The sequence below is a fragment of the Duganella rivi genome, assembly GCF_009857435.1.
Lineage (GTDB): Bacteria > Pseudomonadota > Gammaproteobacteria > Burkholderiales > Burkholderiaceae_D > Rugamonas > Rugamonas rivi.
Genome location: NZ_WWCK01000002.1, coordinates 680283 through 705667, shown reverse-complemented (window position 1 = coordinate 705667; position 25385 = coordinate 680283). Strand labels below are relative to the sequence as shown.

Here is a 25385-nt window from a genome sequence, read left to right as displayed (position 1 = left end):
TTACCCCAAAAAGGCAGAAAGAATCAATACGAAGATAAGCCCGAACACGCCGACCAGCGTTTCCATCAACGTCCACGAACGGAAGGTATCCTTCAGCGACAGCCCGAAGTACTCCTTGAACATCCAGAAGCCGGAGTCGTTCACGTGGCTGCACATCAAACTGCCGGCGCCTATCGCCAGCACCATCAAGGCCGGATCGATGCCGGAGGCCTGCACCACCGGCGCGACAATGCCGGCCGCCGTCAGCCCCGCCACCGTGGCGGAGCCGAGACAGATGCGGATCAGCGTCGCCACCAGCCAGCCAAGCACCAGCGGCGGCACCGGCAGCGCACCAAGCTGCGATCCCAGTTGCGCGCTGACGCCGGAATCGACCAGCACCTGCTTCAACGCGCCCGCGCCGGCAATCACCAGCAGGATAGGCGCGATATCGCGCAGGGCGTCCTGCGCGCCAGACATCAGCACCGGCAGCTTCTGCCCGCGCGCCAAGCCCAGCGTGCACACCGCCACCAGCAAGGCAATCAGCATCACGATCATGGGATTGGCGAGGAAGGCCACCAGCGATTTCAACGCCGGATCTTCAATCGGCATGGCGCCGGCAGCAGTGGCGGCAGCCAGTAGCCACACCGGCAGCAGCGCCGTCGCAAAGCTGTTGAACACACCGGGAAGCTCCGCCTCGTCGCGCAAGCCGGTACGGAACATCGGCGCAGGTTCGGCCTTGATGCGCTTGAGCGTCATGGCGAACAGCGGCCCGGCGATAATCAAGGTCGGCACGGCCACCATCATCCCGTAGAACAGCGTGCGGCCCATATCGGCATGGAACTGCGCCACCAGCGCCGTGGGCGATGGATGCGGCGGCAGGAAGCCGTGCGCTATCGACAGCCCGCACAGCAGCGGGATCGCCATCGCCACCGCAGGCCGGCCGCTTTGATAGACCAGCGAGAACACCAGCGGCACCAGCAACACAAAGCCGACGTTGTAGTACAGGGGAATGCCGGCCACGAAGCCGGTCAGCGTCAAGGCCACCGGCATGCGCGCGGAGCCGAACACGCCGATCAGGTAAGCGGCAATGCGCTGCGCCGCCCCGCTATCGGCAATCAGCTTGCCGAACACCGCGCCAAGGCAGACGATCACGATCAGCGATCCAAGCAGATCGCCTATGCCTTTGTCGATGGATTTGGGGATGCTCTCCATCGGCATCCCCAACAGCAGGGCCGCAATCAGCGCCGCCGCCACAAATGCCAGCAGCGGTTGCACCTTGGCCCATGCAATCAGCAGCGTGAGCGAACCGACCGCCAATGCCACGGCGATCAGCGCCCACGCAGCCGGCGTCACTCCAAGGAGCGCCGCCAACGGACTGGTGATAGTCATGGTTTAGAAGTTGTAGCGCACACCAACGCGATACACGCGGCCGATCACATCGTACAGCGCCGGGTTGATACCGTAGCTCAGGTTGGTCTGCGGTGCGGCCACTGGATCGACGTTGCCGATATTGTCGATCTTGAAGAAGGCCGTGGTTTTATCCGCGACTTTCCAGGTGCCGCCCAAGTCCCAGTAGAAGGCGCCCTTCATGTGGTTGTTGTAGATGGTCGGGTGGATCACGGTCGATACCGGGCAGTTGGTCTGGCACTCGATGAACTCGTTGCTGTACTTGCCGCTGCTGATCCAGCGCTGGGTCAGCGTCAGGCTGTACTTGTCGGTGTCCCACGACTGAGACATCAGGCCTTTCCAGCGCGGCGTGTTGCCGAGGTTATTGCCCGCGCCTTCCGATGGAATGGTGCCTACCACGCCGGCATCGGTCAGGAAGCTGATATTGCGGGTCACCAGGCCACGCACCGTGAAGCGGCCCGGCAGGTTCCAGTCCTTCAGGTTCATGCGGTACGACGCTTCCAGATCGTAGCCCTTGCTATGCAGCGAAGCCAGGTTGAAGGCTTGTACCGTCACGTAGTTATTGGTGGTGACCGGATTATTCAGCGACATCGCGCCGCAGATTTCCTGGTTGCCGGCCACGCACAGGTCGACTTCCTGCTGCGCCGTCAGCGACGAGATCATGCCGTTCAACTTGATGTCGAAGTAGTCGACCGAAGCGCTGAAGCCGGGCGCCCACGACGGGCGATCCAGCACCACGCCGAAGATATTGTTGCGCGCGATTTCAGGACGCAGCTTGGTGTTACCCACGGTGCGCTGCTGGATGGTGACGGTGTTGCCTTGGTACTGGACGATGTTATTCACCACCACCGCCGCAGCATACAGTTCGCTCAAGTTCGGCGCGCGCACGTCTTTCGAGGTCACGGCGCGCAGGCGCAGGCCGTCGATGCCGGTCTTCCAGCTACCGCCCAGCTTCCAGCTTTCCACGTGGCCGGAGGTGCTGTACTTGGTGTGGCGGTCGGCCAGGTTGATATTCGCCTCGCCCCAGGTTGCGGACTTCAGCACCGGCACGTTGAGCTCAAGGTAGGCCTCGCGCACGTTGTAGGTGCCGGACGCGTTGTGGTAGTTACCAGCGTACCAGTTGTTGCCGACGGTGGAGTTCAGCACCGGGTCAGCCGGATACTGCGCGGTGTTCGGGGTATCAGGCCACACACCGTTGCCGTATGGGTCGCCGCTGACGCGATAGCTCTCGCGGCGCCACTCGGCGCCGGTCGCCACGGCGATTGGGCCGGCCCACGATTCAAACGCTTCGCCGTTGATATTGAAGCTGCCGACGTCCTGCTGCTGGCGGGTGTGCTGCTGCGGGCCGTTTTCCGGCGCGACGTAGCCCCATGCGGCGGCGCTGACCGGCACATTGCCGATGATGTTGAGCGGGACGCAGCCGGCAGCGCGCGCCGCCTCGTTGCGGCAGGCGATGCTGCCGTCGGCCAGTCTCACCGCATCGATAGCGGCGTTGTAGCGCGCATTCAGCGTCATGTCCTTGACGATGATGTCGGTGAAGTTGATGCCGCGTTCTACGTAAGCGTCATAGCTCCACTCTTTGCCCAGCAGCGGGAAGCGGCCGTTCGCACCCACCACTGCGCGGCGCATCTCGCGGGTCGGATAAACGTTGATATTCTCCGGGAAGATGGCGTTGGCCGTACCGTACTGGAAGCTGGTGATGTTATTCGCCGCGCATGCCGCCGCGATGGACGCCGGCAGGTAGGGGTTCGAGCACTGGATGGTCAGGTTGGCGTTCTTGGCCGCGCCGGGATTCGGCGAGAAGTGCGACTTCACTTTGCCGAAGTTGGCGGTGAAGTAGATTTCGTGATCAGGGCTGATATCAAAGCCCACGCGGGTATAGCCCACCTGGCGCGTCAAGTCCATCGCCAGGTTGGTGCCGGCGCCGACGCTGCCGCTCAAATCGCCGCCGATACAGAATGGATTGACGCAGCCGGTGACCGCGCCGGTGCCGGTCGGTACGCCGTTGGAGCCATAGTTGAATTTATACGGTTCGCCATTCAAGCCGAACGCCGTGCCTTGCAGCGGCCCGTTGGTAATCAGGCCGTACTTGGCGTACTGGTACTGCTGCGCGTGTTCGATCACGGTGTACTGCGGCTTGCCGTCGGTGGTCGCGCTCAGCGGACGCACTTGATATGCAGGGTTCTTGTACCACGTACGGCCGTTCGGGCCAACCTCGCCAAAGCCCGGCGACTCGATGCCCTTCTCGCGGCCATACTCCACGCTGCCGGTGACGTGCAGGCGGTCGTCCATGAAGGCCTTGCCAAAGGCCGCTTGCAGCGTGCCGTTCTTGTCGTCGTGGTAGGTGGTTTGGCCGCCTTCCACATTGAATTTGAAGCCTTCGAATTTTTTATCGGTGACGAAGTTGACCACACCGCCGATGGCGTCCGAACCGTACGATGCCGAGGCGCCGCCGGTCACCACGTCCACGCGCTTGACCAGCAGCTGCGGGAATTGGCTGACGTCCGTTACGCCGGTGACGTTGGCGCCGACTACGCGCTGGCCGTCCAGCAGCGTCAGGGTGCGGATCGGGCCGAGGCCGCGCAGCGACAGCGACGACAAGCCCTGGATGCCGCTCGAGGTGCTGTTGGTGCTGGTGGTGCGGCCGGTGCTGCCTTGCAGTGCAGGCAGTTCGGCAATCGCGTTGAACAGGTTAGGCTTGGCGGTCTTGGCCAAGTCCTCGGAGCTCAGCACGGTGGTCGGCGTAGGCTGGGTGAAGCCGCGCGCCGAGATGCGCGAGCCCGATACGGTCACCACGTTGTCAACCTTGGCTTCCGGTTCGGTGGCGGCGGCCGGTGCGGCTTGGGTGCTGTCGGCTTGCGATTGCGCTTGCGCGTCGGCGGCGGCTGCGGCTTGCTGTGCATGTGCGGCCGATACGGCGATCCAGCTGCAAGCGCTGGCCACGGCCAGGCGCATGATGGTGTTGCGGGTAGCGAGTGTAGTCATGTGAGTCTCCATATAGTTTTTGTGTTGTGCTGCTTACTGCTGCGCCCTCGTGATCTGCGCTACCAGATCGTCGGGCGGTGTTGCAATGTCCAGCGTGATGCCGGCTTCATCGTCCTGTAGTGGTTCCAGATCGCGGAACTGGCTGTCGAGTAGAGAGGTGGGCATGTAGTGGCCGACGCGCGACTGCATGCGCGCCGCGATTACTTGCTGGGGGCCGCTCAGGTGCGCAAAGCGCAGCAGCGGATCGCCCTGGCGCAGCAGATTGCGGTAGCGGCGCTTGAGCGATGAGCAGGAAATCACAATGCCCTCGCCGCGCGAACGGGCCGCGCGGATCTGCGCCTGCAAGGCCAGCAGCCAATCGGCGCGATCCTCGTCGGTCAGCGCCACGCCGGCCGACATCTTGGCGACATTGGCGGGCGGGTGATACTGGTCGCCCTCGATAAAGGGCACGCCGTTCGCAGCCGCCAGCGCCTGCCCGACCGTACTCTTGCCGCAGCCGCTGACGCCCATTACCACCCAACGGATAGTCTGCATCCATGTCTCCAAGATTAGTTAGCGCTAACATTTTCATTCTGAAGAAATAGGCGCGCTCTTGCTTTGCCTATCAATCGAATACGGGGAGAGTCTCGTTAGCGCCAAGTTAGCGTTATCATTTTTTGTAGACTTTAGCTTACCGTAGGAATTTGTAAAGATAAATCCATGCTGCAACGCGTCACGCGCCACCCCAGAAATCGCGGGTTGCGAGCAGGCCAGCGCCCGTTTGCGGCGGCGCAGCATAAAGTGCGGCACAAAAGCCACAGTGTGAATGCTATGCTACGTCTGCCCTACCCTCGATCAACCAACAAAAACAGCACAATGCACAACAACGAGACTGCCCGTCCGCTGACGGGCCAAGACTACAAAACCTTGTCACTGGCCGCGTTGGGCGGCGCGCTGGAGTTCTACGATTTCATCATCTTCGTCTTCTTTGCCAACGCCATCGGCCAGCTGTTCTTCCCGCCGGAGATGCCCGATTGGCTGCGCACCTTGCAAACCTTCGGCATCTTCGCGGCCGGCTACGTGGTGCGTCCGCTGGGCGGCATCGTGATGGCGCACTTCGGCGACCTGTTGGGCCGCAAGCGCATGTTCACCTTGTCGATCCTGATGATGGCGCTGCCGACGCTGGCCATCGGCCTGCTGCCGACCTACGCCAGCATCGGCCTCGCCGCGCCCTTGCTGCTGCTGTTGATGCGCGTGTTTCAAGGTGCAGCGGTGGGCGGCGAGGTGCCGGGGGCGTGGGTGTTCGTGTCCGAGCATGTGCCGTCGCGTTACACCGGCTATGCCTGCGGCGTGCTGACAGCGGGCCTCACCTTCGGCATCCTGCTTGGGTCGCTGGTGGCGACTGCGCTCAACACCGCCTACAAACCTGACGAGGTATTGGCCGGTGCGTGGCGCATGCCGTTCCTGCTGGGCGGCGTGTTCGGTCTGGGCGCGATGTACTTGCGCCGCTGGCTGCACGAAACGCCGGTGTTTGCCGAGATGGCGCAGCGCAAAGCGCTGGCCGCCGAGATGCCGCTCAAGTCCGTGCTGCGCAGCCATCGCGGCGCGGTGACCGTGTCCATGCTGCTGACGTGGATGCTGTCGGCAGGGATCGTCGTGGTGATCTTGATGACGCCGGCCTTGCTGCAAAAGGTCTACCACATCGACCCGCGCACCTCGCTGGTGGCGAACACCGTGGCGACGCTGGGACTGGCGCTGGGCTGCATCGTGTACGGCGTGCTGGCGGATAAGCTGGGCGCCAAGCCGGTGTTGTTCGTCGGATCGCTGCTGCTGGCGATTTGCACCTACGTGTTCTACACCACTTTGCGCGTGCAGCCTGAATTGCTGCTGCCGCTGTATGGCCTGACCGGCTTCTGCGTCGGCGTGGTGGGCGCGGTGCCGTGCGTGCTGGTGCAAGCCTTCCCGGCGCAGGTGCGCTTTTCGGGGCTGTCGTTCTCATACAATCTGTCTTACGCCATCTTTGGCGGGTTGACGCCGGTAGTGGTCACGCTGATGCTGAAGAATGATCCGCTGGGCCCGGCCTACTACGTGATCGCGGTGTGCGCCATCGGCATGCTCACCGCCCTCTTCATCCGCCCTGCGCCGCAAGCTTCTTACTGATTTCTTCGTAAAACAGCGTAGCGTCGTTCTCCAAAACGGCGCGCGCTGTTTGTTCCCTGCCGCCCATGCCCGCCGCGCTTAGATGGTTTCGGTTTCGCGCACCGTGATTGGGCTGGCTAGCGCATAGCGGGCGATGTCGTCTTTGCGCATGAAGGCGACGCCGGCTTTGCTCTTGGCGTAGGTGAGGAATTCGTCCAGCGCGCGCACCATCTGCGGCGTGCCGCTGATGCGGTCGTGGGTGCTGATCGACATCATGCGGCGGCGCGTGCCCGCCTCTTCGTACAGTTGGTCGAACTCGCCCTTGATCTGTTCGAGGAACTGCTGCGGCGAGTAGTTGCGGCCTTCGATCAACAGGATGTCGTTGTTGCGCAAGGTGTAGGGCACCACCACGAAGTCTTTGCCATTCACCTGTTCGATGAATGGTTCGTCGCGGCTCAAGTCATCAATGTGGTACAGGAAGCCCAGCTCCTGCAACAAGGACAGCGTGTTCGGCCCACGGCGCAGCCAGTTGCAGTTGTAGCCCAGCGGCGCCTCGCCCGTCACCGACTTCACCATCTCGCGCGCATCGATCAGGAATTTCTTTTCATCGGCGCGGTTCATGGCGTATTGCGAACTCCAACGCGGGCCGTGACCCGCCGCCTCGTGGCCGCGCTTTACGATCTCGCGCGCCAGCGCTGGGTTCTTGCGCACCGCATCGCCAATCATGTGCGAGGTCACTTTCACGCCATGCTTATCCCACAGATCCAGCATGCGCGGCACGCCTTCACGGTAGCCGTAAGCGAACCACGAATTCGAGACCGGATCAGCCTTGATATGCGACGGGAAGTCCACCTTGGGGAACGGGCTATCGGCGCCGATCAGCGGCTGGCCGCCGGCCTCAAACTGCATCGAGATGGAGATCACCAAGCGCGCACCATTCGGCCAGAAAGCGCCCTGCTGCGCGGCCGCTGGCTCGGCGATGGCCTCATTCTGCGTCGCCGCCTGGAGCAGCAGGCCGGCCGCCGCCAGCTTGGCGCCATTGCCGGCTTGGTTGAGGAAGCCGCGGCGTGCCGCGTTTTCCGGCTCGCCTGCGGTTTGAATCATATTCTGCTCGGTGATCATTTTCGCCTTCTCCTGGTTCGCCACGTAGTCTATGCCTGTATTGTTCATCAGCAGACCAGGTTCGACGACACCCTTTCGGGTGACTTCTGCCCTCGCTGCTTCACTGGCGAGCAGTATGGCAGCAGGCATGACGCGCGATAATTGGGGCAGCAATTGAAGCACCTTCAATCCTCGCTTGAAAATGCGGGTAGTTGCAGCACCGCCGTCCGCGACCATCGCGAAGCAGGCTAGCGCGGCACGTTGCGGGTAGCTGCGCTGATCTGCTCCAGCGGCACCTTGGGCGAGCGGTCTGCATTCAGCAGGCCGTTGGTCTCCTGGAAGGTGTCGGCGAACTGGGTGTAGCAAAAGCCGCTGAACATGATGGTCTCGTTGACCACCTTGAGCAGCGCGCGATAGCGATCCAGATAACTGGCCGCATCGCCCGCCCGCGAATAGCCCCAGGTATGCCCTTCTGGCGCATTGGGGTCGTAGGCGATGCCGCCAAACTCGGTCAGCACAATCGGCTGGCCGCGGTGCGGGAAACCATCCAGCGTCAGGATGCGCCCCCCCGGACGGCGCTGATCAAACAAGGTACGCACCTGGTCAGTGACCGCGTAGCGCGCCTGTAGTTTTTCAGGGTCTCCGTCGTAGTCATGGATGCCTAGGATATCAGTTGCCGAGGCCTCCCAGCCATCGTTGCCGATCACCGGCCGCGTGGCGTCGAGCATGCGCGTCAAGTGGTACAGCGCCTCCACCGCATTGCGATGCGCTTGCGTCGAGGTCAGATTCGGCACGCCCCACGATTCGTTAAACGGCACCCAGACGATGACGCACGGGTGGCTGTAATCGCGCTCGATCACCTCAGTCCACTCCTTGACCAGCCGCGTCATCGAACGTGCACTAAACGCATACGCCGACGGCATTTCGCCCCATACCAGCAAGCCCAGTTTGTCGGCCCAATACAGGTAGCGCGGGTCTTCCACCTTCTGGTGCTTGCGCACGCCGTTAAAGCCCATCTCTTTAGCCAATTCCACGTCGCGCCGCAAGGCGTCATCGGACGGCGCGCTCATCAAGGTATCCGGCCAGTAGCCCTGATCCAGCACCAGCCGCAATGGATACGGCCGGCCATTCAGCATGAAGCGGTCGCGGTTGATCGCGACCGAGCGCAAGGCTGTGTACGAGCGCACGCTGTCGACCAGCTGGTCGTCGCAGTACAGCCGCAGCTCCGCGTCGAGCAAGGTTGGACGCTCCGGGCTCCATAGCAAATCATTGCGCGAATCGTCGATGCCGGGATCGGACAGCACGATCTTGCGATTGGCTTCCTGCCCCACCAGCAAGTAGCGATCCGCCGCCAGCAGTACACCGTTGTGCAGCAGCCGCACTTCCACCAGCATGCGCGCCTGCACCGCGCCGGCCGCCAGCACCTCGCAGCCGATCTCGAAGTTGTCGAACATCGGCGTCCAGCGCAGCGATGCGATGTAGGTGGACGGCAGCGGCTCCAGCCACACCGTCTGCCAGATGCCGGTGGTGCGTGGATACCAGATCGAATGCGGCTCCAGCTGCCAGTCCTGCTTGCCGCGCGGCTTGGCCAGGTCGCTCGGATCATCCTCGGCGCGCAGCACCAGTGTTTGCTCCTCGCCTGCCAGCAAGGCGTCGGTGACGTCGGCATGGAATGGCGTGTGGCCGCCCTCGTGCTCGGCCACCAGCACGCCGTTCACCCACACCTGCGCGCGGTAATCAACCGCGCCGAAATGCAGCATGGTGCGCGCGCCGCGCGTCTCCAGCGTGAAAATGCAGCGATACCAGCAGACGGTATGAAAGCCTTGATCGCCTATGCCGCTGGCCCGCGACTCCGGCGCGTACGGTACTGCGATGCGCCTGTCCCAAACGATGTCATCACCGGGATGGCGATAACGGCGCTCATCATCAAAGGTGAAGTCCCAGCTACCGTTGAGACACTGCCACGCGTCGCGCTGCAGCTGCGGACGCGGATATTCGAACTGACTCATCTTGAACCTCGACAGGATCGCTAATCAGCACATCCTAGCAAGCTGCGCTCGAACGCGCTGCATCATCCAATTCCGCGCAGAAAACTGTGGCGCGCTTGCTAGGATGGGTTCACCACTCTTAAGGATCGCCATGCCTCCCACCGCCGCGCCCGCGCCGTTCGCCAGCTATTGGCAAGCTGGGTATGAAGGCGCCGATCACGTCAACCATGCCGGCCGCCCGCTCGACATGAATGACGCCACCGGCCACCTGCAGCAAGCCCGCGCCGACTATACGCTGCTCCATGAATTCGGCATCCGCACGGTGCGTGAGTCAGCCGGCTGGCGCCTGTGCGAACGCGATGGCCGCTTCGATTTCAGCTCGCTCACCAGCCGCCTGCAAGCAGCGCAGGAACTGGGGCTGCAAATCTGCTGGACGTTCTGCCACTACGGCTGGCCCGACGATGTTGACATCTATGGCCCCGACTTTGTGCCCCGTTTCGTGCGCTACTGCGCGCAGCTGGCAACTTTTCTCGCGCCGTATGTCGGCCCGGAGCCGGTCTACTCGCCGATCAACGAAATTTCGTTCCAGAGCTGGGGCTTGTCGGTGCATATGTTCCGCTGCAAGAGCATGGAGCATCCGCAGGCGGACGAGGAAGGCAAGCGCCAGCTGGTGCGGGCCACCATTGCCGCCTGCGACGCCATCCGCGCCATCACGCCGGGCGCGCGCTTCCTGCAGTGCGATCCGCTGATTCACGTCATCGCCGCCGCCGACCACCCGGACTGGCGCGCGCAGGCGGCCGGCTGGCGCTCCTCGCAATTCGACGCCTGGGACATGCTGTGCGGCCGCCGCGAGCCGGAACTGGGCGGCGCCGAGCGCTACCTCGACATCGTCGGCGGCAACGTCTACCACAGCAACCAGTGGGAGAGCGGCACCAACCTGCGGCTGTGGTGGCATCTTGACGATCCGCGCCGCCAGCCGCTGCACCACATGCTGATCGAACTGCAGCAGCGCTACCAGCGCCCGCTGTTGCTGGCTGAGACCAGCCACGTCGGCAGCGGCCGCGGCGTGTGGATACGCCAGATGGCCGAGCAGGCGGCGCTGGCGGTGCAGCATGGCGTCGACCTGCGCGGCATCTGCCTGTACCCGACCATCGACCGGCCCGACTGGGACAACGCCGAGCACTGGCACAAAAGCGGGCTGTGGGATGTCGACCTGCACAGCACGCCGCCGCTGGCGCGGCTGCCGGTGCCAGCTTACGCCACCGCGCTGCACCAGGCGATCCGCCTGACCAATCACCTGTGTTACCCAGCCACCTTATTACACCCACCAACCACTAACAGCCCACATGGGCAAAGGGAGAGCACCATGCAAACCATGATCGTATTTTGTCACCTACGGTGGGACTTCGTCTACCAGCGCCCGCAGCAATTGCTGTCACGACTGGCTCAGCATTACCACATCCTGTTTGTCGAGGAACCGATTTACCATGACGGCCCGGCCTACATGCAGACTTCCACGCCGGCGCCGAATGTCACCGTGTGCCAGCCGCATACGCCAGTGGCCGCGGCCGGTTTCCACGACGACCAGATCCCCCAGCTGCAACCGCTGCTGGCCGAACTGCCGGGCTTTAATGAGCAGCCGCTGGTGTGGTTCTACACGCCGATGGCGCTGCCGCTGCTGCCGCCCAACGCCGGGCTGGTGGTCTACGATTGCATGGATGAGCTGTCGGCATTCAAGAATCCGCCCAAGCAGCTGCTGCAGCGCGAAACCGCCCTGCTCAAGCGCGCGGACTTGGTATTCACCGGCGGCCCGAGCTTGTACGAGGCCAAGCGTAGCCGCCATGCGCACGCTTACTGCTTTGCCAGCAGCGTCGACGCGGTGCACTTTCACCAGGCGCTCGACCGCAGCAACGGCCACCCGCTGCACAACGATATCCCCCATCCGCGCCTCGGCTACTACGGCGTGATCGACGAGCGCTTCGACGCCGGCCTGCTGGCCGCGCTGGCCGACGCGCATCCAGAATGGCAGCTGGTGCTGGTCGGGCCTGTGGTGAAGATTGATCCCGCCACGCTGCCGCAGCGCCAGAACATCCATTATCTGGGCCAGCAGTCTTACAACGTACTGCCGCAGTTCCTGGCCGGCTGGGACGTGTGCCTGCTGCCGTTTGCACTTAACGATGCGACCCGCTACATCAGCCCCACCAAGGTGCTTGAATACATGGCGGCCGAGCTGCCGTCGGTCAGCACCGCCATCACCGACGTTGAACGGCCTTACGGCGACATTGTCGCCATCGGCCACGACCACGCGGAGTTCATTGCCGCCTGCGAAGCGGCGCTGGCACTGGACGAGGCCCAGCGCGCCGCGCTGGCGCAGCGCATGCGGGCCGTGGTCGAGCAAACATCGTGGGAGAGCACGGCCGCGCAGATGCACGCCCTGCTGCAACAGCCGCCCCCAAGCAGCGCTGCGGTTGCCGGCCAGCCGGCAGCGGCGACCGCCAAGGTCACGGCTGCGGTGGCGGCAACACCAGCGGCGGTTCCGCCCGGCAGCAACATCAGCCCCAAGCGCCCGCCCAACGCGGTCGGCTGCGTGATTATCGGCGGCGGCCCGACCGGCTTGTCGGCCGCCTACCACCTGGGCGCGGACAGCGTGCTGCTGGAGCGTAACGCCAGCGTCGGCGGCTGGTGCCGCTCGATCAAGGACAAGGGCTTTACCTTCGACTACGCCGGCCACATCATGTTCTCCAACGATCCGTATGTACTCAAGCTGTACGACATCCTGCTGGGCGACAATCAGCATTGGCAGATGCGCGAAGCGTGGGTGTACAGCAAGCAGGTCTACACGCGCTATCCGTTCCAGGGCGCGCTCTACGGCTTGCCGCCGCCGGTGATCAAGGAGTGCATCGTCGGCGCGATCGAGTCGCGCTACGGCCTGGCCGGCGGCGCGCCGCGCTGCGATGACAGCAAGGTGGAAGACTGCTGCGCCGACGGCACCGCCGATATTGCCAACAGCGATGCCGGTTCGACTGTGGCGCAGGCCGAGAACTTCGAGAACTTCATCTACCGCGTGTGGGGCGCCGGCATCGCCAAGCATTTTGCCATCCCCTACAACAAAAAAATCTGGACGGTGCCACTGAAGGAAATGGAAACCTCGTGGCTGGGCGGCCGCGTGCCCCTGCCCGACCTGGGCCAGATCATTGAAGGCGCACTGGAACCGGTGGCCAAGCCTATGGGGCCGAACGCCCGCTTTGGCTATCCGCTCAAGGGCGGCTTCCAGGCGCTGATGAACGGCTTCCTGCCGCACCTGCGCGGCAAGGTGGAACTCAATGCCGAGGTGGTGCAAGTGCTGCCGCAAGAGCACACGGTGGTGCTGGCCGACGGCCGCCGCCGCGCCTACGGAAAACTGATCAGCACCATGCCGCTGCCGCAGCTGGTGCAGCTGTGCGGCGCCAACGTGCCGGCGCCGGTGCAGGCGGCGGCGCAGGGCTTGCGCCATGTGTCTATCCGCTGCGTCAACATCGGCATCAACCGCGCCAACATCACCGACAAGCATTGGATCTACTACCCCGAGGACAGCATCTTCCACCGCATTTTCGTGCAGGGCAACGCCAGCCAGGAATGCAATGCGCCGGGCGGCTTCGGCTTCACCTGCGAGATTTCCTACTCGCCGTGGAAGCCGCTGCCGGTCGATGGCGACGAGCTGATTGCGCGCTGCATTGCCGATTGCATCAAGGTCGGCTTCATCCGCGCCGACGATCAGGTCGTGACCAGCAACCAGGTCGACATGCCGTATGCCTACGTGGTCTACGATCACGCGCGCGCACACAACGTTGCCACCGTGCGGGCGTGGATGGAACAGCATGACATTGAGCTGGCCGGCCGCTACAGCGAATGGGAGTACTACAACTCCGACCACGCTTTCCTCGCCGGTAAAAAAGCGGCCGAGCGCGTGCGCGACGCCCGGGCTGTAAAAGCTGGTTAAGCTCAGCACTACATACCAGTAGCCGTCTGCAAGCGCCGTCTTACATCCAAGGGGCACTCGCGCCGATATCCAGCACGAGCCGCCCCAACTACGATGAATGACACCCTAACCAAGGAGATACAACATGTTCGCTCATAACAAACGGCTGCAATACACGGTGCGCGTCAGCGAAACCAACCCCGGCCTCGCCAACCTCATGCTGGAACAATTCGGCGGCCCGCAAGGCGAGCTGGCGGCGGCCTGCCGCTACTTCACGCAAGCGCTGGCCGAAGATGATCCCGGCCGCAAAGACCTGCTGTTCGATATCGCCACCGAGGAGCTTAGCCACCTTGAAGTCATCGGCAACATCGTCGTCATGCTGAACAAGGGCGCCAAGGGCCGGCTGGCCGAAGGCGTGGATGAAGAAGGCGAACTGTATCGCGCCATCACCGGCGCCGGCAACGACAGCCACCTGACCCAAGTGCTGTACGGCGGCGGCGTACCGCTGACCAATTCGGCTGGCGTACCCTGGACTGCGGCCTATGTCGACACCATCGGCGAGCCCACCGCCGACCTGCGTTCCAACATTGCCGCCGAAGCGCGCGCCAAGATCGTCTATGAGCGCCTGATCAATCTCACCGACGACCCCGGTGTCAAAGAAGCACTGGGCTTCTTGATGACGCGCGAAATCGCCCACCAAAAGTCGTTTGAAAAAGCGCTGTATGCCATCCAGCCCAATTTCCCACCGGGGAAACTGCAGGGGCGGCCGGAATTCACCAGCGTATATTTCGATATGTCGCAAGGCGGCCCGGAAGTGCGCGGCTCGTGGAACGATGGCGAGAAATGGGATACCGTCAGCAATCGCGAGGAACAGTTGGCGGTGGACGGCGGCGACGGTTCGGCCTCGGTGATGCTGAACACTGCGGAGGAAGCACTGCTCAACCAGTTGGCGGCGCGTACCATGTCTGATCCAGAGGCTGATCCGCTCACCGGCGCCGAACTTGGCGAGGCAGTGGACGATTCCTTGCTGGACGACGAGGACGATATCGCCACGCCGGTGCGATAACACATGCAAGGCGTCCGTTCCCTGCCGGCGTGGCGCGTACTGACCGGTACGGCGATTGCAGCTCTCGGGCTGTTATTGCTGCTGCGCGATGGCGCACTGCTGCTGGCCGATCTGCCGCCGTTAGCGCACATGGCGCTGATCGGCGGCTTGTGGGCGGCGGCGGCAACCGCTGCCGGCACGCTGCCCATTCTGTTCGCGCAAAATTTCTTCCAGCGCAGCTATGACGCCGCGCTGGGCTTGGGCGGCGGCATCATGCTGGCCGCCACCTCATTCTCGCTGGTACTCCCGGCGCTGAGCGCCAGCCGCAATGCCGGCGCCGGCGCGATCGGCGCCAGCCTGACCGTGGGGGGCGGCATTTTGATCGGCATGGCCTTGGTCATGCTGCTTGGCCACCTGGTACATTCGGAACGGATCTTGCCGGCGGCCGGCCAGCGCCGCACGCCCGCAGCAATGAAGCGCGCATGGCTGTTCGTGGCCGCCGTCGCCATCCACAACCTGCCGGAGGGCGTGGCGATCGGCGTCGGCTACGGCGGCGTGGACGTCGCCAAGGCGCACACGCTGGCCACCGGCATCGCCATTCAAGACATTCCAGAAGGCCTGGTGGTCGCGCTGGCCTTGCGTAGCGTAGGCTATGGGCGCGTGTTCTCTGCGCTGCTGGGTGCGGTCTCCGGCCTGATCGAGCCGGTGGGCGCGGTGGCAGGGGCACTGTTGATCGACGCTAGCCTTACCCTGCTGCCGTGGGGATTGGCCGGCGCCGCCGGCGCGATGCTATACGTGATCTGCCACGACGTGGTGCCCGAGGCCCAGCGCCACGGCCATTGCAATACTGCCGCCGGCTCGCTGGTGGTGGGCTTCATCGTCATGATGGTGCTCGATACTGCGCTGGCCTAATCCCTACAATGCTTTCAACACGCGTATCAAATCGCTGAGGCGATACGGCTTGGCGATCATTTCAAAATTGCCGATGTCCGGCATTTGGTCGCGCAGGGCGGCCTTCACGTAGCCGGAAGCCAGCACGATTTTCAGGTCGGGGAATTCGCGCCGCGCCACCTTGCCCAATTCAACGCCGCTCATGCCCGGCATGACCACGTCGCTAAACAGAATGGAAATGCCGGGATGCTGGCGCAAGGTTTCCAGCGCCTGCACGGCATTATCGGCCGACAGCACCTCGTAGCCAAGGTGGGTGAACAGGCTGATGGCCGTCTCCAGCACGTCCGGCTGATCGTCCACCAGCAGCACTTTTTCGGCGCTGCCGGCGACGTGGCCTTCGTCCGCAGCGTCGGTATGCTCCACCGCCGGGAAGTACAGCGACACCGTGGTGCCCTCGCCGACACGCGACGCCAGCGCCAGCGCGCCTTGGCACTGCTGCATCATGCCATACACCTGGCTCAGGCCCAGCCCCGTGCCCTTGCCCACTTCCTTGGTGGTGAAGAACGGTTCGATCGCGCGGGTCATGGTTTCGGCCGTCATGCCGGCGCCGCTGTCTTTCACCATCATGCGCACGTAGCGGCCTGCCGGCAAACGGTCTACCTGGTGGTTGGCCAGCGACACGGCGTCAATATCGACCAGCACTTCGCCGGTCTCGCTCATCGCATCGCGGGCGTTGACCACCAGGTTGAGCAGCGCCGATTCAAACTGGGTAGGGTCGATCATCGCCTGCGGCAGGTCGGGTGCGATCTGTAAGTGCAGGTGCATCTCGTCCGGCAGCGCGCGCCGCAGCACCACCTCGAACGAGCGGATCACGCGCGCCACATCGTGCGCTTCCTGTTTCAACGGCTGCTGGCGGGCGAAGGCCAATAGCTGCTGCGTCAGCGAGGCGCCGCGCTGGGCCGCGCGCGCCATGGTGTCCACCGAGCGGGCGATGGTGGCCGGCTCCTTGGACATGCGCAGCAGCTCCAGGCCATTCATGATCACGCTCAGGAGATTATTGAAGTCATGCGCAATGCCGCCCGTGAGTTTGCCGAGGGCTTCCATTTTCTGCGACTGGAACAAGGCCTCGCGTGCGCGCTCCAGTTCTGCGGCCGCTTGGTGGCGCTCGGTGATGTCGCGCGTGATCTTGGCAAAACCGAGCAGCTCGCCCTGCGGATCGACGATAGGATCAATCACCACGCTGGCCCAGAAGCGGCTGCCGTCCTTGCGCACGCGCCAGCCCTCGTCCTCGAATTTGCCGGTGGTGCGGGCCAGCTCCAGCGCCAGCACCGGGCGGCCGCGCGCGCGATCCTCGTCGGTGTAGAACATGGAAAAGTGGCGGCCGATGATTTCGTCCGGGTGGTAGCCCTTGAAGCGCTGCGCGCCGGCGTTCCAGGTCACGACCACGCCTTCGGGCGACAGCATATAGATGGCGTAGTCGGTCACGCCCATGATGAATTGGCGGAACCGTTCGGCTTCGATAGCATCTACGCTGGGCAAGGCACTCTGCTGCATGGTCTTCCTCAAGAACTGGGTGACATGAATTTTACTTGAGAGCAGAAAAAAACTGGTTACACTTGACGAATCGTCTGTCTTGGACAAACCTCAAGGATACCGCCAATGCTGTCTGCCCCTCTGCGCCTGATCCCCGCCGTGCTGCTGGCCGGCGCCGCCCTTAACGCCGCTGCCGCGCCACCACGGCCGGTCAAGGTCATGATCATCAGCATGTTCGGCGCAGAGGAAAAGGCCTGGGCCGAGCCGTTGAAGCTTCAGCAGAAGGTGGCGGTGCCCGGCCTGTCGCCGCTGCACCCGGAAGTCCGCTGCAACACCGACGACGTGTGTCAGATAACCACCGACATGGGCAAGGCCAATGCCGCAGCCTCCGTGGCGGCGCTGATACACAGCGGCTTGTTCGACCTGCGTTCCACCTACTTCCTGGTGGCCGGCATCGGCGGCATCGACCCGGCGCAAGGCACCACCGGCACGGCGGCGTGGTCGCGCTACCTGGTCGATTCGGATCTGGCGTGGGAGCTCGATGCGCGCGAGCGGGCGGACGGCTGGTCGACCGGCTACCTTGGCATCAATATGAAAACGCCGGCCGACACGCCGCCGCTGCATTACGGCTCCGAGATGTACAAGCTGAATGAGGACTTGGTGAACCGCGCGCTGGCCTTGTCGCGCAACGTGGAGCTGGCCGATTCCGAGCAGGCGCACAGCTACCGCGCGCGCTACGCCGCCGCCCCGGCCAATCAGCCGCCGCAAGTGACGCAGTGCGACGTCATGACCGGGAATACCTGGTATCACGGCGAGCTGCTGGGCCAACGCGCGCGCGACTGGTTCCAGCTGCTGACCGCCGGCCAGGGCAAGTACTGCATCGTGGCGCAGGAGGACAACGCCACTTACACGGCGCTCAAGCGCGGCGCGGATGCCGGCCTGCTCGACCTGCAACGGGTTGCGGTGCTGCGCACGGCGTCCAATTTCGACCGCCCGCCGGCCGGCATGACGGCGTTTGAATCGGTCAATGCGCTGTCGGGCGGCTACCCATCGGCGCTGCAAAATCTTTATTTGGCGGGCAATCCGCTGGTGCAGGATATTGTGCAACGCTGGCCGGCCGGCTCCGGGCCCGCTGCGGCCCCTGCCGCTGCTTTGCGCAAGCGCGGGCCGGCGTATGCGCCGCGCATCATGATCGTCAATATGTTCGGCGCCGAGGCTGCGCCTTTCATCAAGGGCTTGAAGCTGACCGAAAAACACAGGGTGCCCGGCCTGTCGCCGCGCTACCCGGATGTGCTGTGCAACCGCGAGCAAATCTGCCAGCTCACCACCGATATGGGCTACAGCAATGCCGCCGCCAGCATGAGCGCCCTGCTGTATGCGGGCGGATTCGATCTGCGTCACACCTATTTCATCATCGCCGGGATTGCGGGCATCAGCCCGCAGCATGGCACGGTGGGTTCGGCGGCGTGGGCCGATTATGCGGTGGACTATTCGCTGTCGCACGAGATCGACGCGCGCGAGATGCCGCAGGATTGGCCTTACGGCTACTTCGGCATCCACACCGACGGGCCGGGACGGAAGCCGCGCTTCGACTATCGCACCGAGGTGTTCCAGCTGAATACCGCGCTGGTGGATCGCGCTTATCGCTTGTCGCAGCGCGTGATGCTGAATGATTCGGCGGCGGCCAAGGCGTATCGCGCCGGCTTTACCAGCGCACCGGCCAACCAGCCGCCCGCCGTGACGCGCTGCGACACGGTGTCCGGCGACACCTGGTATGCCGGCGAGACGCTGGGCCGCCGCGCCGAGGAATGGTCTGCCCTGCTCACCGACGGCAAGGCGCGCTATTGCACCTCGCAACAGGAGGACAACGCCACGCTGGAAGTGCTGCGGCGCGGCCAGGCTGCCGGCAAGGTGGACTTCAGCCGCATCCTGATTCTGCGTTCCGCGTCGGACGTGGACAGGCCGCATCCGGGCCAGAGCAACAGCGATGTGCTGGTCAACTATGCGCAACAAGGCGGCTTTGAGCCGTCCACCGCCAACCTGCTGATCACCACCCAGCCGGTGATCCGCCACATCAGCGCCAACTGGACGCGTTGGAAAAAAGGCATACCGGCCGACTGAGTTAGCGCAGGTTTGATCAAGCGCATGCCGGCCGCAATGGCGATGACTACACTGGTCAGATTGCCGTTGCCGGGTGCTTGTCATGCGCGTCTGTTTCACCATCGATACGGAGTTCAGCATCGCCGGAGCGTTTGCCGATCCGGCTTTGCTGCCTGTGGGCGCACCCATGGTTCGCTGCGAGACCGATGGACGTTCACAGGGCCTGGAGTTCTTATTGGCCTGCTTCCGGCGGCACGGCATGCAGGCCACCTTCTTCATCGAGACGGTGCAGCGCCACTACTTCCGCGACGATCCGATGCGCGCGCTGGCTTGGCGCATTGCGGAGCATGGGCACGAGTTGCAGCTGCACGTGCATCCATGCTGGTCGGTGTTCCAGTATGCGGATTGGCCACAGCGCGTGCGCGCGCAACCGCGCCAGGATGATTTGGCTGGGCGGCCCCTGGATTCCACTGTAGGTTTGCTGCGGCAGGGACAGGCGACATTTGCCGAGTGGGGCTTGCCTGCGCCGCAGGTGTTTCGCGGCGGGAGCTTGCAGCATGATGAGGATCTGTACCGCGCGCTGGCGGTGGCGGGTATTCCGTATAGCTCGAATATTGGGCTGGGCGTGTACAACTGCGGCTTGGCGGATTATCAGTTGTGCGCGGGGCGGCATTTGCGGCACGGCGTGCTGGAATGCCCGGTGCTGACGTTTGCGGATTGGCCGTCGCATTTGAAGACGGTGTCGGTGTCCGGGACTAGCTTTGCGGAGATGCGGTGGTTGCTGGATCGCGCGCAGGCGGCGGGACTGGAGCTGGCGGTGATCCTCAGCCATCCGTTTGAGTATGTGCAGAGTTATGGCGATGGTTTCCGCGTGCTGCGGCGGCATGCGGTAAATCAGTCGCGGTTGGAGCGGCTGTGCGCCTACATTGCGGCGCATCCTGACCGGTTTCAGGCCAGCGGCCTGGCGGCGGCAGCCGCGCAGCCGCTAACGCCCGCGTCGTCCGCTAATCCGTTGCTGCGCGGACGGCCATGGCATACCGCCAGCCGCCTCGCCACGCAAGTGCTGTATGACCGCTATGGCCAGTGGCTACTCGCGCGCCAAGCCCGGAGAGCCGCATGAACTGGCTGGCACGGCGGCATGGGACTTGGCGCGGCGCGGTGCGCTGGCTGCTGGCGCGCGCCGCGCTGCGCCTTGGACTATTGGAGGCGTATCGCTTGCGGCGGCCGGAGCGCGTGCGGCGCGTGGTGTTTGTCTGCCTCGGGAATATCTGCCGCAGCGCCTATGCGCATCGCGTGGCGGCGGGTCTGGGCATGCCGGCGGTGTCGATCGGCCTTTCCACTGGCACCGGCGCCGGCTCGCCAGACTCCGCACAGCGTGCCGCCGAGCGGCGCGGCGATGATCTGAGCGAGCATCGCGCCACCGATTTCCGCGACTTCACTCCCTTGCCCGGCGATCTATTCCTCGCCATGGAAATCCGCCATGCGCGCGAGCTACAGCGCCGCCTGGCCGTCCACGCCGAGGTGCAAATCGTTTTGCTCGGCCTCTGGTGCGATCCGCCCTCGCCTCACCTGCATGATCCCTACACGCTATCCGACGCTTACTTCGATCACTGCTTCGCGCGGCTGCATCAGGCCGTGCATGGCCTGCATCGCACGCTCAACGGAGACACGCCATGACCCGCTCCTTCTCCATCTTCCTCGACCTGATGCGCGTGGTGAGCGCGCTGGCGGTGGTGCTGTACCACTCCAACCTGCGCCTGCTCACCGCCGACAAACTCCCACTCAGCAACCATGGGCATGCCGCCGTCATCGTGTTCTTCGTGTTGTCCGGCTACGTGATCGCCCACATCACCGATACGCGCGAGAATACGCCAGCCAAATACTGGTCTAGCCGATTGGCGCGCATCTACTCGCTGGCCCTGCCGGCCGTGCTGCTCACGCCCTTGCTCGACCAGCTGGGCGCCGCGATGGCGCCGCCGTTCTACGACGGCCGCACCACGCACGATCTGGGCTGGCTGCGCATCCTCACCAGCCTGGCCTTCCTCAACGAGGTATGGACGCTGTCCATCATGTCCTTCTCCAACGTGCCGTATTGGTCGCTGTGCTACGAGTTTTGGTATTACGTACTGTTTGCCATCATCACCTTCGCGCGCGGCCGCAAGCGCGTGATGTGGTGCGGCGCTGTCATGCTGCTGATCGGGCCGAAAATCCTGCTGCTTGCGCCAGTGTGGGCCACCGGCGTAGTGCTGTATCGCTGGCAGGCCTTGCAGCGCATCGCCCGGGGCGGCGGGCTAGCGCTGTTATTCCTGGCTATCGCAGGTTACGGACTGTTTCACGGCTTGGCTGTCAGCGAGGCCGGCACAGCGTGGCTGCGTCAGTTCATCGGCGCGCACTGGCATCAGCAGTTGGCGTTCTCGCGCTACTTCTTGACGGACTATTTGCTGGCGTTGATTGTGGCATGCTATTTCCTCGGCGCGCGCGCGTTGGCGCTTCCATTGGAGCGCATCGGGCACGCAGTGCGCCCGCTGGCGGCTTACACCTTCAGCATCTATTTGCTGCATCAACCGTTGATCCAGTGTTACGCGGCGCTGTTCAACGGCGATCCGGCCGGGCAAGGCTTCTACATCGTCACCATGCTGGCGGTATTCGCCAGCATTTTCGCCATCGGCTCGGTGACGGAGCGGCAGCGTTATCACTGGCGGCGGGCGATACGCAACTTGCTCGCGTCGCCCGCGCCGCAGCCACTGCCTGCCGTGGTGCTGGGCATCGATACACCGATTGGGCTTGCCATCATCCGCGATCTTGGCCGGCATGGCGTGACGGTATTTGGCATTGCCCGCAGCGAGGGCGCGCTCGGACTAAGTTCGCGCTATCTGCATCGGGGCATGCTGCGTGAGGCGGATGTGGTGGTGCAGTTGCGCCGGCTGAGTGACGAGATCGGGCCGGCGGCCTTGTTTGCCATCTCCGAGACGGACATCCTTGCGCTCAACAGGGTACGCGATCAGTTAAGCGGCTACCGCTTCATATTTGCCGACGCGGTGCGCATGGAGCGCGTGCTGCGCAAGGATTTGACGTATGCGGCGGCGGCCAAGGTGGACTTGTTCGTGCCGCGTACCTGGCATCCGACCAGCATTAAAGAAGGCGCGTCCGCCGCTGCGCAGGCGCGCTACCCGGTGGTGCTGAAGTGGGCGGATCCGAACGCCATGATGCCGATTCTGCGGCAGGCTGGCATGGCGTTGGAGAAGGCGCTTTACTGCCACGATGCGCCCTCGTTGATGGCCAGCCTGCGGCGCTTTCAATCGCTGGGGCGATTCCCGATGGTGCAGGAGTTCTGCGCCGGCCATGGGCTTGGGCAGTTTGTGTTGATGCAGGATGGGCAGGCGCTGTATCAGTTCCAGCATCAGCGTTTGCATGAGTGGCCGCCGGAGGGCGGAACGTCAACCTTGTGCGCGTCGCTGCCGGCAGCGCAGCATGCGGCGTTGATGCAGCAGTCGATCGCGCTGCTGCGCGAGTTGCAATGGGAAGGCGTGGCGATGGTGGAGTATCGCTACGATCCGGCCGCCGGGCGGGCGTCGCTGATGGAGGTGAATGGGCGTTTCTGGGGCAGCTTGCCGCTGGCGTGCCAGGCGGGAGCAAGTTTTCCTTGGTACTGCTACCAGGCACTCGGCTTGCGCGAACCTGTCAGCGGCCAGCGCTATGTGCCCGGCGTCCGCTGCCGCTACATGACCGCCGAAACGCGGCGCTTGCTATATCTGCGGACGTGGCGCGAGCTGGCGGCCTACCTGCTTGAATTCCTGCGCCCGCGCTCCGGCTACTTCGTGTTCGACTGGCGCGATCCGCTGCCGCTGTGGCGCGACCTGCGCCACAGCGTGTTTCAGCGCGTGCTGCACCGCGTGCGCCAGCGGCATCATGCGGCGAAAGCCAAGTGACTTACTTGCCGATCACTTTAACTGGCGCAGAGCCGCCGCCACTCAGCTTGCCGGCCGCATCGTCCCATTTCAGCACGGTGACGGTCGACTTGCCCTTCTCGTAGTCATAGCTCACGCCATCGTCATCGTACAAACGGAACTCGCCGCTCTTGCCCGGATAGACGTTGATGCTGGCGATGGCCTGCTTGCTGGCGGTCGACTGCACTTCCGCGCCCATCGGCACCACCGAACCGGCCTTCACAAACACCGGAATCTGATCGATAGGCGCAGCCACTTTCACCCAGCGTCCGCCGGCCAGCTTCTCGTTGGTCCAGAAGTTATACCAGTCCGCACCGGCCGGCAGGTACACGTCCTTCTCGGTCTGCCCCTGCTCGGTCACCGGCGCAACGAGAAAGGCCGGGCCAAACATATACTGCGTGCCGATATTGGCCACGTTAGGATCGTTGGCAAAGTCCATCCACAGAGGACGCATGAACGGCGCGCCGGTATCGTGCGTGAACTTGGCCTGCGAGTAGATGTAAGGGATCAGCTGATAGCGCAGCGTGTCGAAGCGCGCCATCACCGCCTCCGCCTGTTTACCGAAAGACCAGATCTCCGCTTCCTTGCGGTCGCCGTGCAAGCGCAAGGTCGGCAGGAACGTCCCGTACTGGAACCAGCGCGTCATCAGTTCTGGATAGTCGTGATAGTTGCCCACCACCGCGCGCGCATCGGACGGATCGAGCAGCGGCGCTTTCACGGCCGACGTGGTCGGCGCCAGCTTCTGCCAGCCGCCGATGTCGTTGCCCCAGTAAGCGATGCCGGATGCGGTCATGTTCAAGCCAGTCGGCACCTGGCGCGCCAGCGCTTCCCAGGTCGGCTGGATGTCCGAAGACCAGAACAAGGCGCCGGTGCGCTGCGCACCCAGATACGCGGCGCGCGACAAAATCAGCACGCGCTTGTTCGGCTTCCACGCGCGCAGATTCTCGGCCACGCCTTCCACATGCATCAGCGGGAACAGGTTGTGATAGCGGTCGCCCGAGCCGATCGAATAGAAGAAGCCACTCGGCACCAGGTCAGGCTCGGTCTCGTCCAGCCATGGGTAATCGAAGCCCTGCGACAGGATGTTGTCGCGCGCCTTCTCCCAGAACCACTTGCGGGCCGCAGGATTGGTCGGGTCGATCAAGCCGCCGGTGCGGTCGGAGCGGAACGGCAGTCCATCGACCGTCTTGCCGTCTTTATCCTTGAGCAGATAGCCCTTGCTATCCAGCTCATTGAAGTAGCGGCCCGAGGTCTCGTAGCGCGGCCAGATCGAGATGATCGACTCCATGCCCATATCGTGCAGCTGCTTGTTCATCCCTTTTGGATCGGGGAACTGCGCCGGGTCGATATCCATCTGGCCCATGCGCGTCCAGTAGAACCAGTCCAGCACCATCACATCCAGCGGATACTTCTTCTCGCGGTAGGTCTTCGCCACGCGCAGCAGCTCTTGCTGGCTGTCGTAGCGGGCCTTGGATTGAATCAGGCCGAAGGCGGATTTCGGCGGGATCGGCGTCTTGCCGGTGACGCGCGCGTAGCCCGAGTAAATCTCTTCCGGCGTAGCACCGGTGATGACGAAGAAGCTCACGCGCTCGCCCACGTTGGACTGGAACGCGGTGCGCCCATTGACGCCGGCGACAAAGCGCGTGGCCGATGGGTTGTCCCACACAATGCCGTAGCCCCTGGACGACACCATGAACGGCACGCATACGCTCTCGCCGGCCGGCGCGTCGTACCAGTGCTTGCAATCGAGGACACGGCCGCGCAGGTCGAGCGCGCCGAGCGACTCCTGATTCTGGCCCATGCCGTAGTAATGCTCATCGCGCGCCACCGAGAACGAGGCGCCGACCTGGAATGTCTTCTCCGTGTTGACCGTTTGCGGCGACATCTCCCAGCCGTTCATGCTGACCACTTGCTCGCCCTTGGCGTTCAAGACTTGCAGGCCAACCGGCGCCAGCGACGGCGCGAAATACTTCTGGCCCTGCGTCGGTACCGACGGCGGCGGCGCGGGATTGACGCGCACGGTCATCGCGGACGAAGTAAATACGTCGCCCTCCTTGGCGGCGTTGTGGCGGAAGGCGCTGTTATCGCCGTTCTTGGGCAGGATGCCGTAGCCGGGGCCTTTCAGCACCTCGGCTTTATCGACGGCGATGGTGACGTGCACCACGTTCGGGCCATACGCCTCAATCGAGACGAAGGCGCCGTCGCGATCCAGGGTGGCGATAGGCGCGGCAAACGCGCTGGTGGACAACGCAAAAATCGAAGCAAGCGCCGTGCATAACGGCGTGTGGGCGAACAGTCTCATAGGCCTCTCTTATAGTGGAGATGTGCCAGCA

Annotated in this window: 15 protein-coding genes; 8 read left to right on the top strand and 7 right to left on the bottom strand. The window is 63.8% G+C overall.

The features are described from left to right. The 3 genes from GTP45_RS07780 to GTP45_RS07770 are packed head-to-tail and all read right to left on the bottom strand — an operon-like array spanning window position 1 to window position 4905. Window positions 1–1368 (bottom strand): gluconate:H+ symporter, encoded by a 1368-nt coding sequence (locus tag GTP45_RS07780; protein ID WP_161013274.1) that lies wholly within the window; start codon window positions 1366–1368, stop codon window positions 1–3. 3 nt (window positions 1369–1371) lie between these two features. After that, window positions 1372–4371, bottom strand: a complete 3000-nt coding sequence (locus tag GTP45_RS07775; RefSeq protein WP_229258372.1) for a TonB-dependent receptor plug domain-containing protein — start codon at window positions 4369–4371, stop codon at window positions 1372–1374. A gap of 33 nt (window positions 4372–4404) precedes the next feature. Next, entirely contained in the window at window positions 4405–4905 is a 501-nt protein-coding gene (locus GTP45_RS07770; protein WP_229258371.1) for a gluconokinase, read from the bottom strand. Between the two features lie 321 nt (window positions 4906–5226). Between GTP45_RS07770 and GTP45_RS07765 the strand changes: the two genes are divergently transcribed. Next, complete coding sequence (locus GTP45_RS07765; RefSeq protein ID WP_161013273.1) at window positions 5227–6510, top strand: MFS transporter; 1284 nt, start codon at window positions 5227–5229, stop codon at window positions 6508–6510. A gap of 78 nt (window positions 6511–6588) precedes the next feature. Here the strand turns inward: GTP45_RS07765 and GTP45_RS07760 are convergent, their stop codons facing one another. Both GTP45_RS07760 and GTP45_RS07755 read right to left on the bottom strand, forming a co-directional pair. Then, complete coding sequence (locus GTP45_RS07760; protein ID WP_161013469.1) at window positions 6589–7611, bottom strand: polysaccharide deacetylase family protein; 1023 nt, start codon at window positions 7609–7611, stop codon at window positions 6589–6591. A gap of 227 nt (window positions 7612–7838) precedes the next feature. After that, window positions 7839–9599: a glycoside hydrolase family 2 protein gene (locus GTP45_RS07755; RefSeq protein WP_161013272.1), complete on the bottom strand. Its 1761-nt coding sequence runs from the start codon at window positions 9597–9599 to the stop codon at window positions 7839–7841. A gap of 130 nt (window positions 9600–9729) precedes the next feature. Here GTP45_RS07755 and GTP45_RS07750 point away from each other — a divergent pair, with 130 nt between their 5' ends. From GTP45_RS07750 to GTP45_RS07740, 3 genes are all read left to right on the top strand, one after another. Beyond that, window positions 9730–13557, top strand: coding sequence for an NAD(P)-binding protein (locus tag GTP45_RS07750; protein WP_229258370.1), 3828 nt, complete (start codon window positions 9730–9732; stop codon window positions 13555–13557). Between the two features lie 124 nt (window positions 13558–13681). Then, window positions 13682–14602: a manganese catalase family protein gene (locus GTP45_RS07745; RefSeq protein WP_161013270.1), complete on the top strand. Its 921-nt coding sequence runs from the start codon at window positions 13682–13684 to the stop codon at window positions 14600–14602. Between the two features lie 3 nt (window positions 14603–14605). Continuing rightward, on the top strand, window positions 14606–15493 hold the full coding sequence (locus tag GTP45_RS07740) for a ZIP family metal transporter (protein ID WP_161013269.1): 888 nt from the start codon (window positions 14606–14608) through the stop codon (window positions 15491–15493). A 3-nt stretch (window positions 15494–15496) separates the two neighbouring features. On the opposite strand, the gene GTP45_RS07735 is transcribed toward GTP45_RS07740, so the two are convergent. Further along, complete coding sequence (locus GTP45_RS07735) at window positions 15497–17011, bottom strand: PAS domain-containing hybrid sensor histidine kinase/response regulator family protein (protein WP_229258369.1); 1515 nt, start codon at window positions 17009–17011, stop codon at window positions 15497–15499. Between the two features lie 120 nt (window positions 17012–17131). Here GTP45_RS07735 and GTP45_RS29275 point away from each other — a divergent pair, with 120 nt between their 5' ends. The 4 genes from GTP45_RS29275 (at window position 17132) to GTP45_RS07715 (ending at window position 23034) form a co-directional block, all read left to right on the top strand. Continuing rightward, window positions 17132–19126, top strand: coding sequence for a purine-nucleoside phosphorylase (locus tag GTP45_RS29275; RefSeq protein WP_371874418.1), 1995 nt, complete (start codon window positions 17132–17134; stop codon window positions 19124–19126). Between the two features lie 82 nt (window positions 19127–19208). Continuing rightward, entirely contained in the window at window positions 19209–20225 is a 1017-nt protein-coding gene (locus GTP45_RS07725) for a polysaccharide deacetylase family protein (protein ID WP_161013267.1), read from the top strand. Beyond that, window positions 20222–20782 (top strand): arsenate reductase/protein-tyrosine-phosphatase family protein, encoded by a 561-nt coding sequence (locus GTP45_RS07720; protein ID WP_161013266.1) that lies wholly within the window; start codon window positions 20222–20224, stop codon window positions 20780–20782. Before GTP45_RS07725 ends, GTP45_RS07720 begins: the two co-directional genes overlap by 4 nt. After that, window positions 20779–23034, top strand: coding sequence for an acyltransferase family protein (locus tag GTP45_RS07715; RefSeq protein ID WP_161013265.1), 2256 nt, complete (start codon window positions 20779–20781; stop codon window positions 23032–23034). The genes GTP45_RS07720 and GTP45_RS07715 overlap by 4 nt, the downstream gene beginning before the upstream one ends. 1 nt (window position 23035) lies before the next feature. Here the strand turns inward: GTP45_RS07715 and GTP45_RS07710 are convergent, their stop codons facing one another. Continuing rightward, on the bottom strand, window positions 23036–25354 hold the full coding sequence (locus tag GTP45_RS07710; protein ID WP_161013264.1) for a glycoside hydrolase family 31 protein: 2319 nt from the start codon (window positions 25352–25354) through the stop codon (window positions 23036–23038). Window positions 25355–25385: the final 31 nt, after the last annotated feature.

Excerpts from the sequence above, each read along its gene's own strand:
- GTP45_RS07780 (WP_161013274.1), bottom strand. The coding sequence starts at position 1,368 with ATGACTATCACCAGTCCGTTGGCGGCGCTCCTTGGAGTGACGCCGGCT.
- GTP45_RS07775 (WP_229258372.1), bottom strand. The coding sequence starts at position 4,371 with ATGACTACACTCGCTACCCGCAACACCATCATGCGCCTGGCCGTGGCC.
- GTP45_RS07770 (WP_229258371.1), bottom strand. The coding sequence starts at position 4,905 with ATGCAGACTATCCGTTGGGTGGTAATGGGCGTCAGCGGCTGCGGCAAG.
- GTP45_RS07765 (WP_161013273.1), top strand. The coding sequence starts at position 5,227 with ATGCACAACAACGAGACTGCCCGTCCGCTGACGGGCCAAGACTACAAA.
- GTP45_RS07760 (WP_161013469.1), bottom strand. The coding sequence starts at position 7,611 with ATGATCACCGAGCAGAATATGATTCAAACCGCAGGCGAGCCGGAAAAC.
- GTP45_RS07755 (WP_161013272.1), bottom strand. The coding sequence starts at position 9,599 with ATGAGTCAGTTCGAATATCCGCGTCCGCAGCTGCAGCGCGACGCGTGG.
- GTP45_RS07750 (WP_229258370.1), top strand. The coding sequence starts at position 9,730 with ATGCCTCCCACCGCCGCGCCCGCGCCGTTCGCCAGCTATTGGCAAGCT.
- GTP45_RS07745 (WP_161013270.1), top strand. The coding sequence starts at position 13,682 with ATGTTCGCTCATAACAAACGGCTGCAATACACGGTGCGCGTCAGCGAA.
- GTP45_RS07740 (WP_161013269.1), top strand. The coding sequence starts at position 14,606 with ATGCAAGGCGTCCGTTCCCTGCCGGCGTGGCGCGTACTGACCGGTACG.
- GTP45_RS29275 (WP_371874418.1), top strand. The coding sequence starts at position 17,132 with ATGCTGTCTGCCCCTCTGCGCCTGATCCCCGCCGTGCTGCTGGCCGGC.
- GTP45_RS07725 (WP_161013267.1), top strand. The coding sequence starts at position 19,209 with ATGCGCGTCTGTTTCACCATCGATACGGAGTTCAGCATCGCCGGAGCG.
- GTP45_RS07720 (WP_161013266.1), top strand. The coding sequence starts at position 20,222 with ATGAACTGGCTGGCACGGCGGCATGGGACTTGGCGCGGCGCGGTGCGC.
- GTP45_RS07715 (WP_161013265.1), top strand. The coding sequence starts at position 20,779 with ATGACCCGCTCCTTCTCCATCTTCCTCGACCTGATGCGCGTGGTGAGC.
- GTP45_RS07710 (WP_161013264.1), bottom strand. The coding sequence starts at position 25,354 with ATGAGACTGTTCGCCCACACGCCGTTATGCACGGCGCTTGCTTCGATT.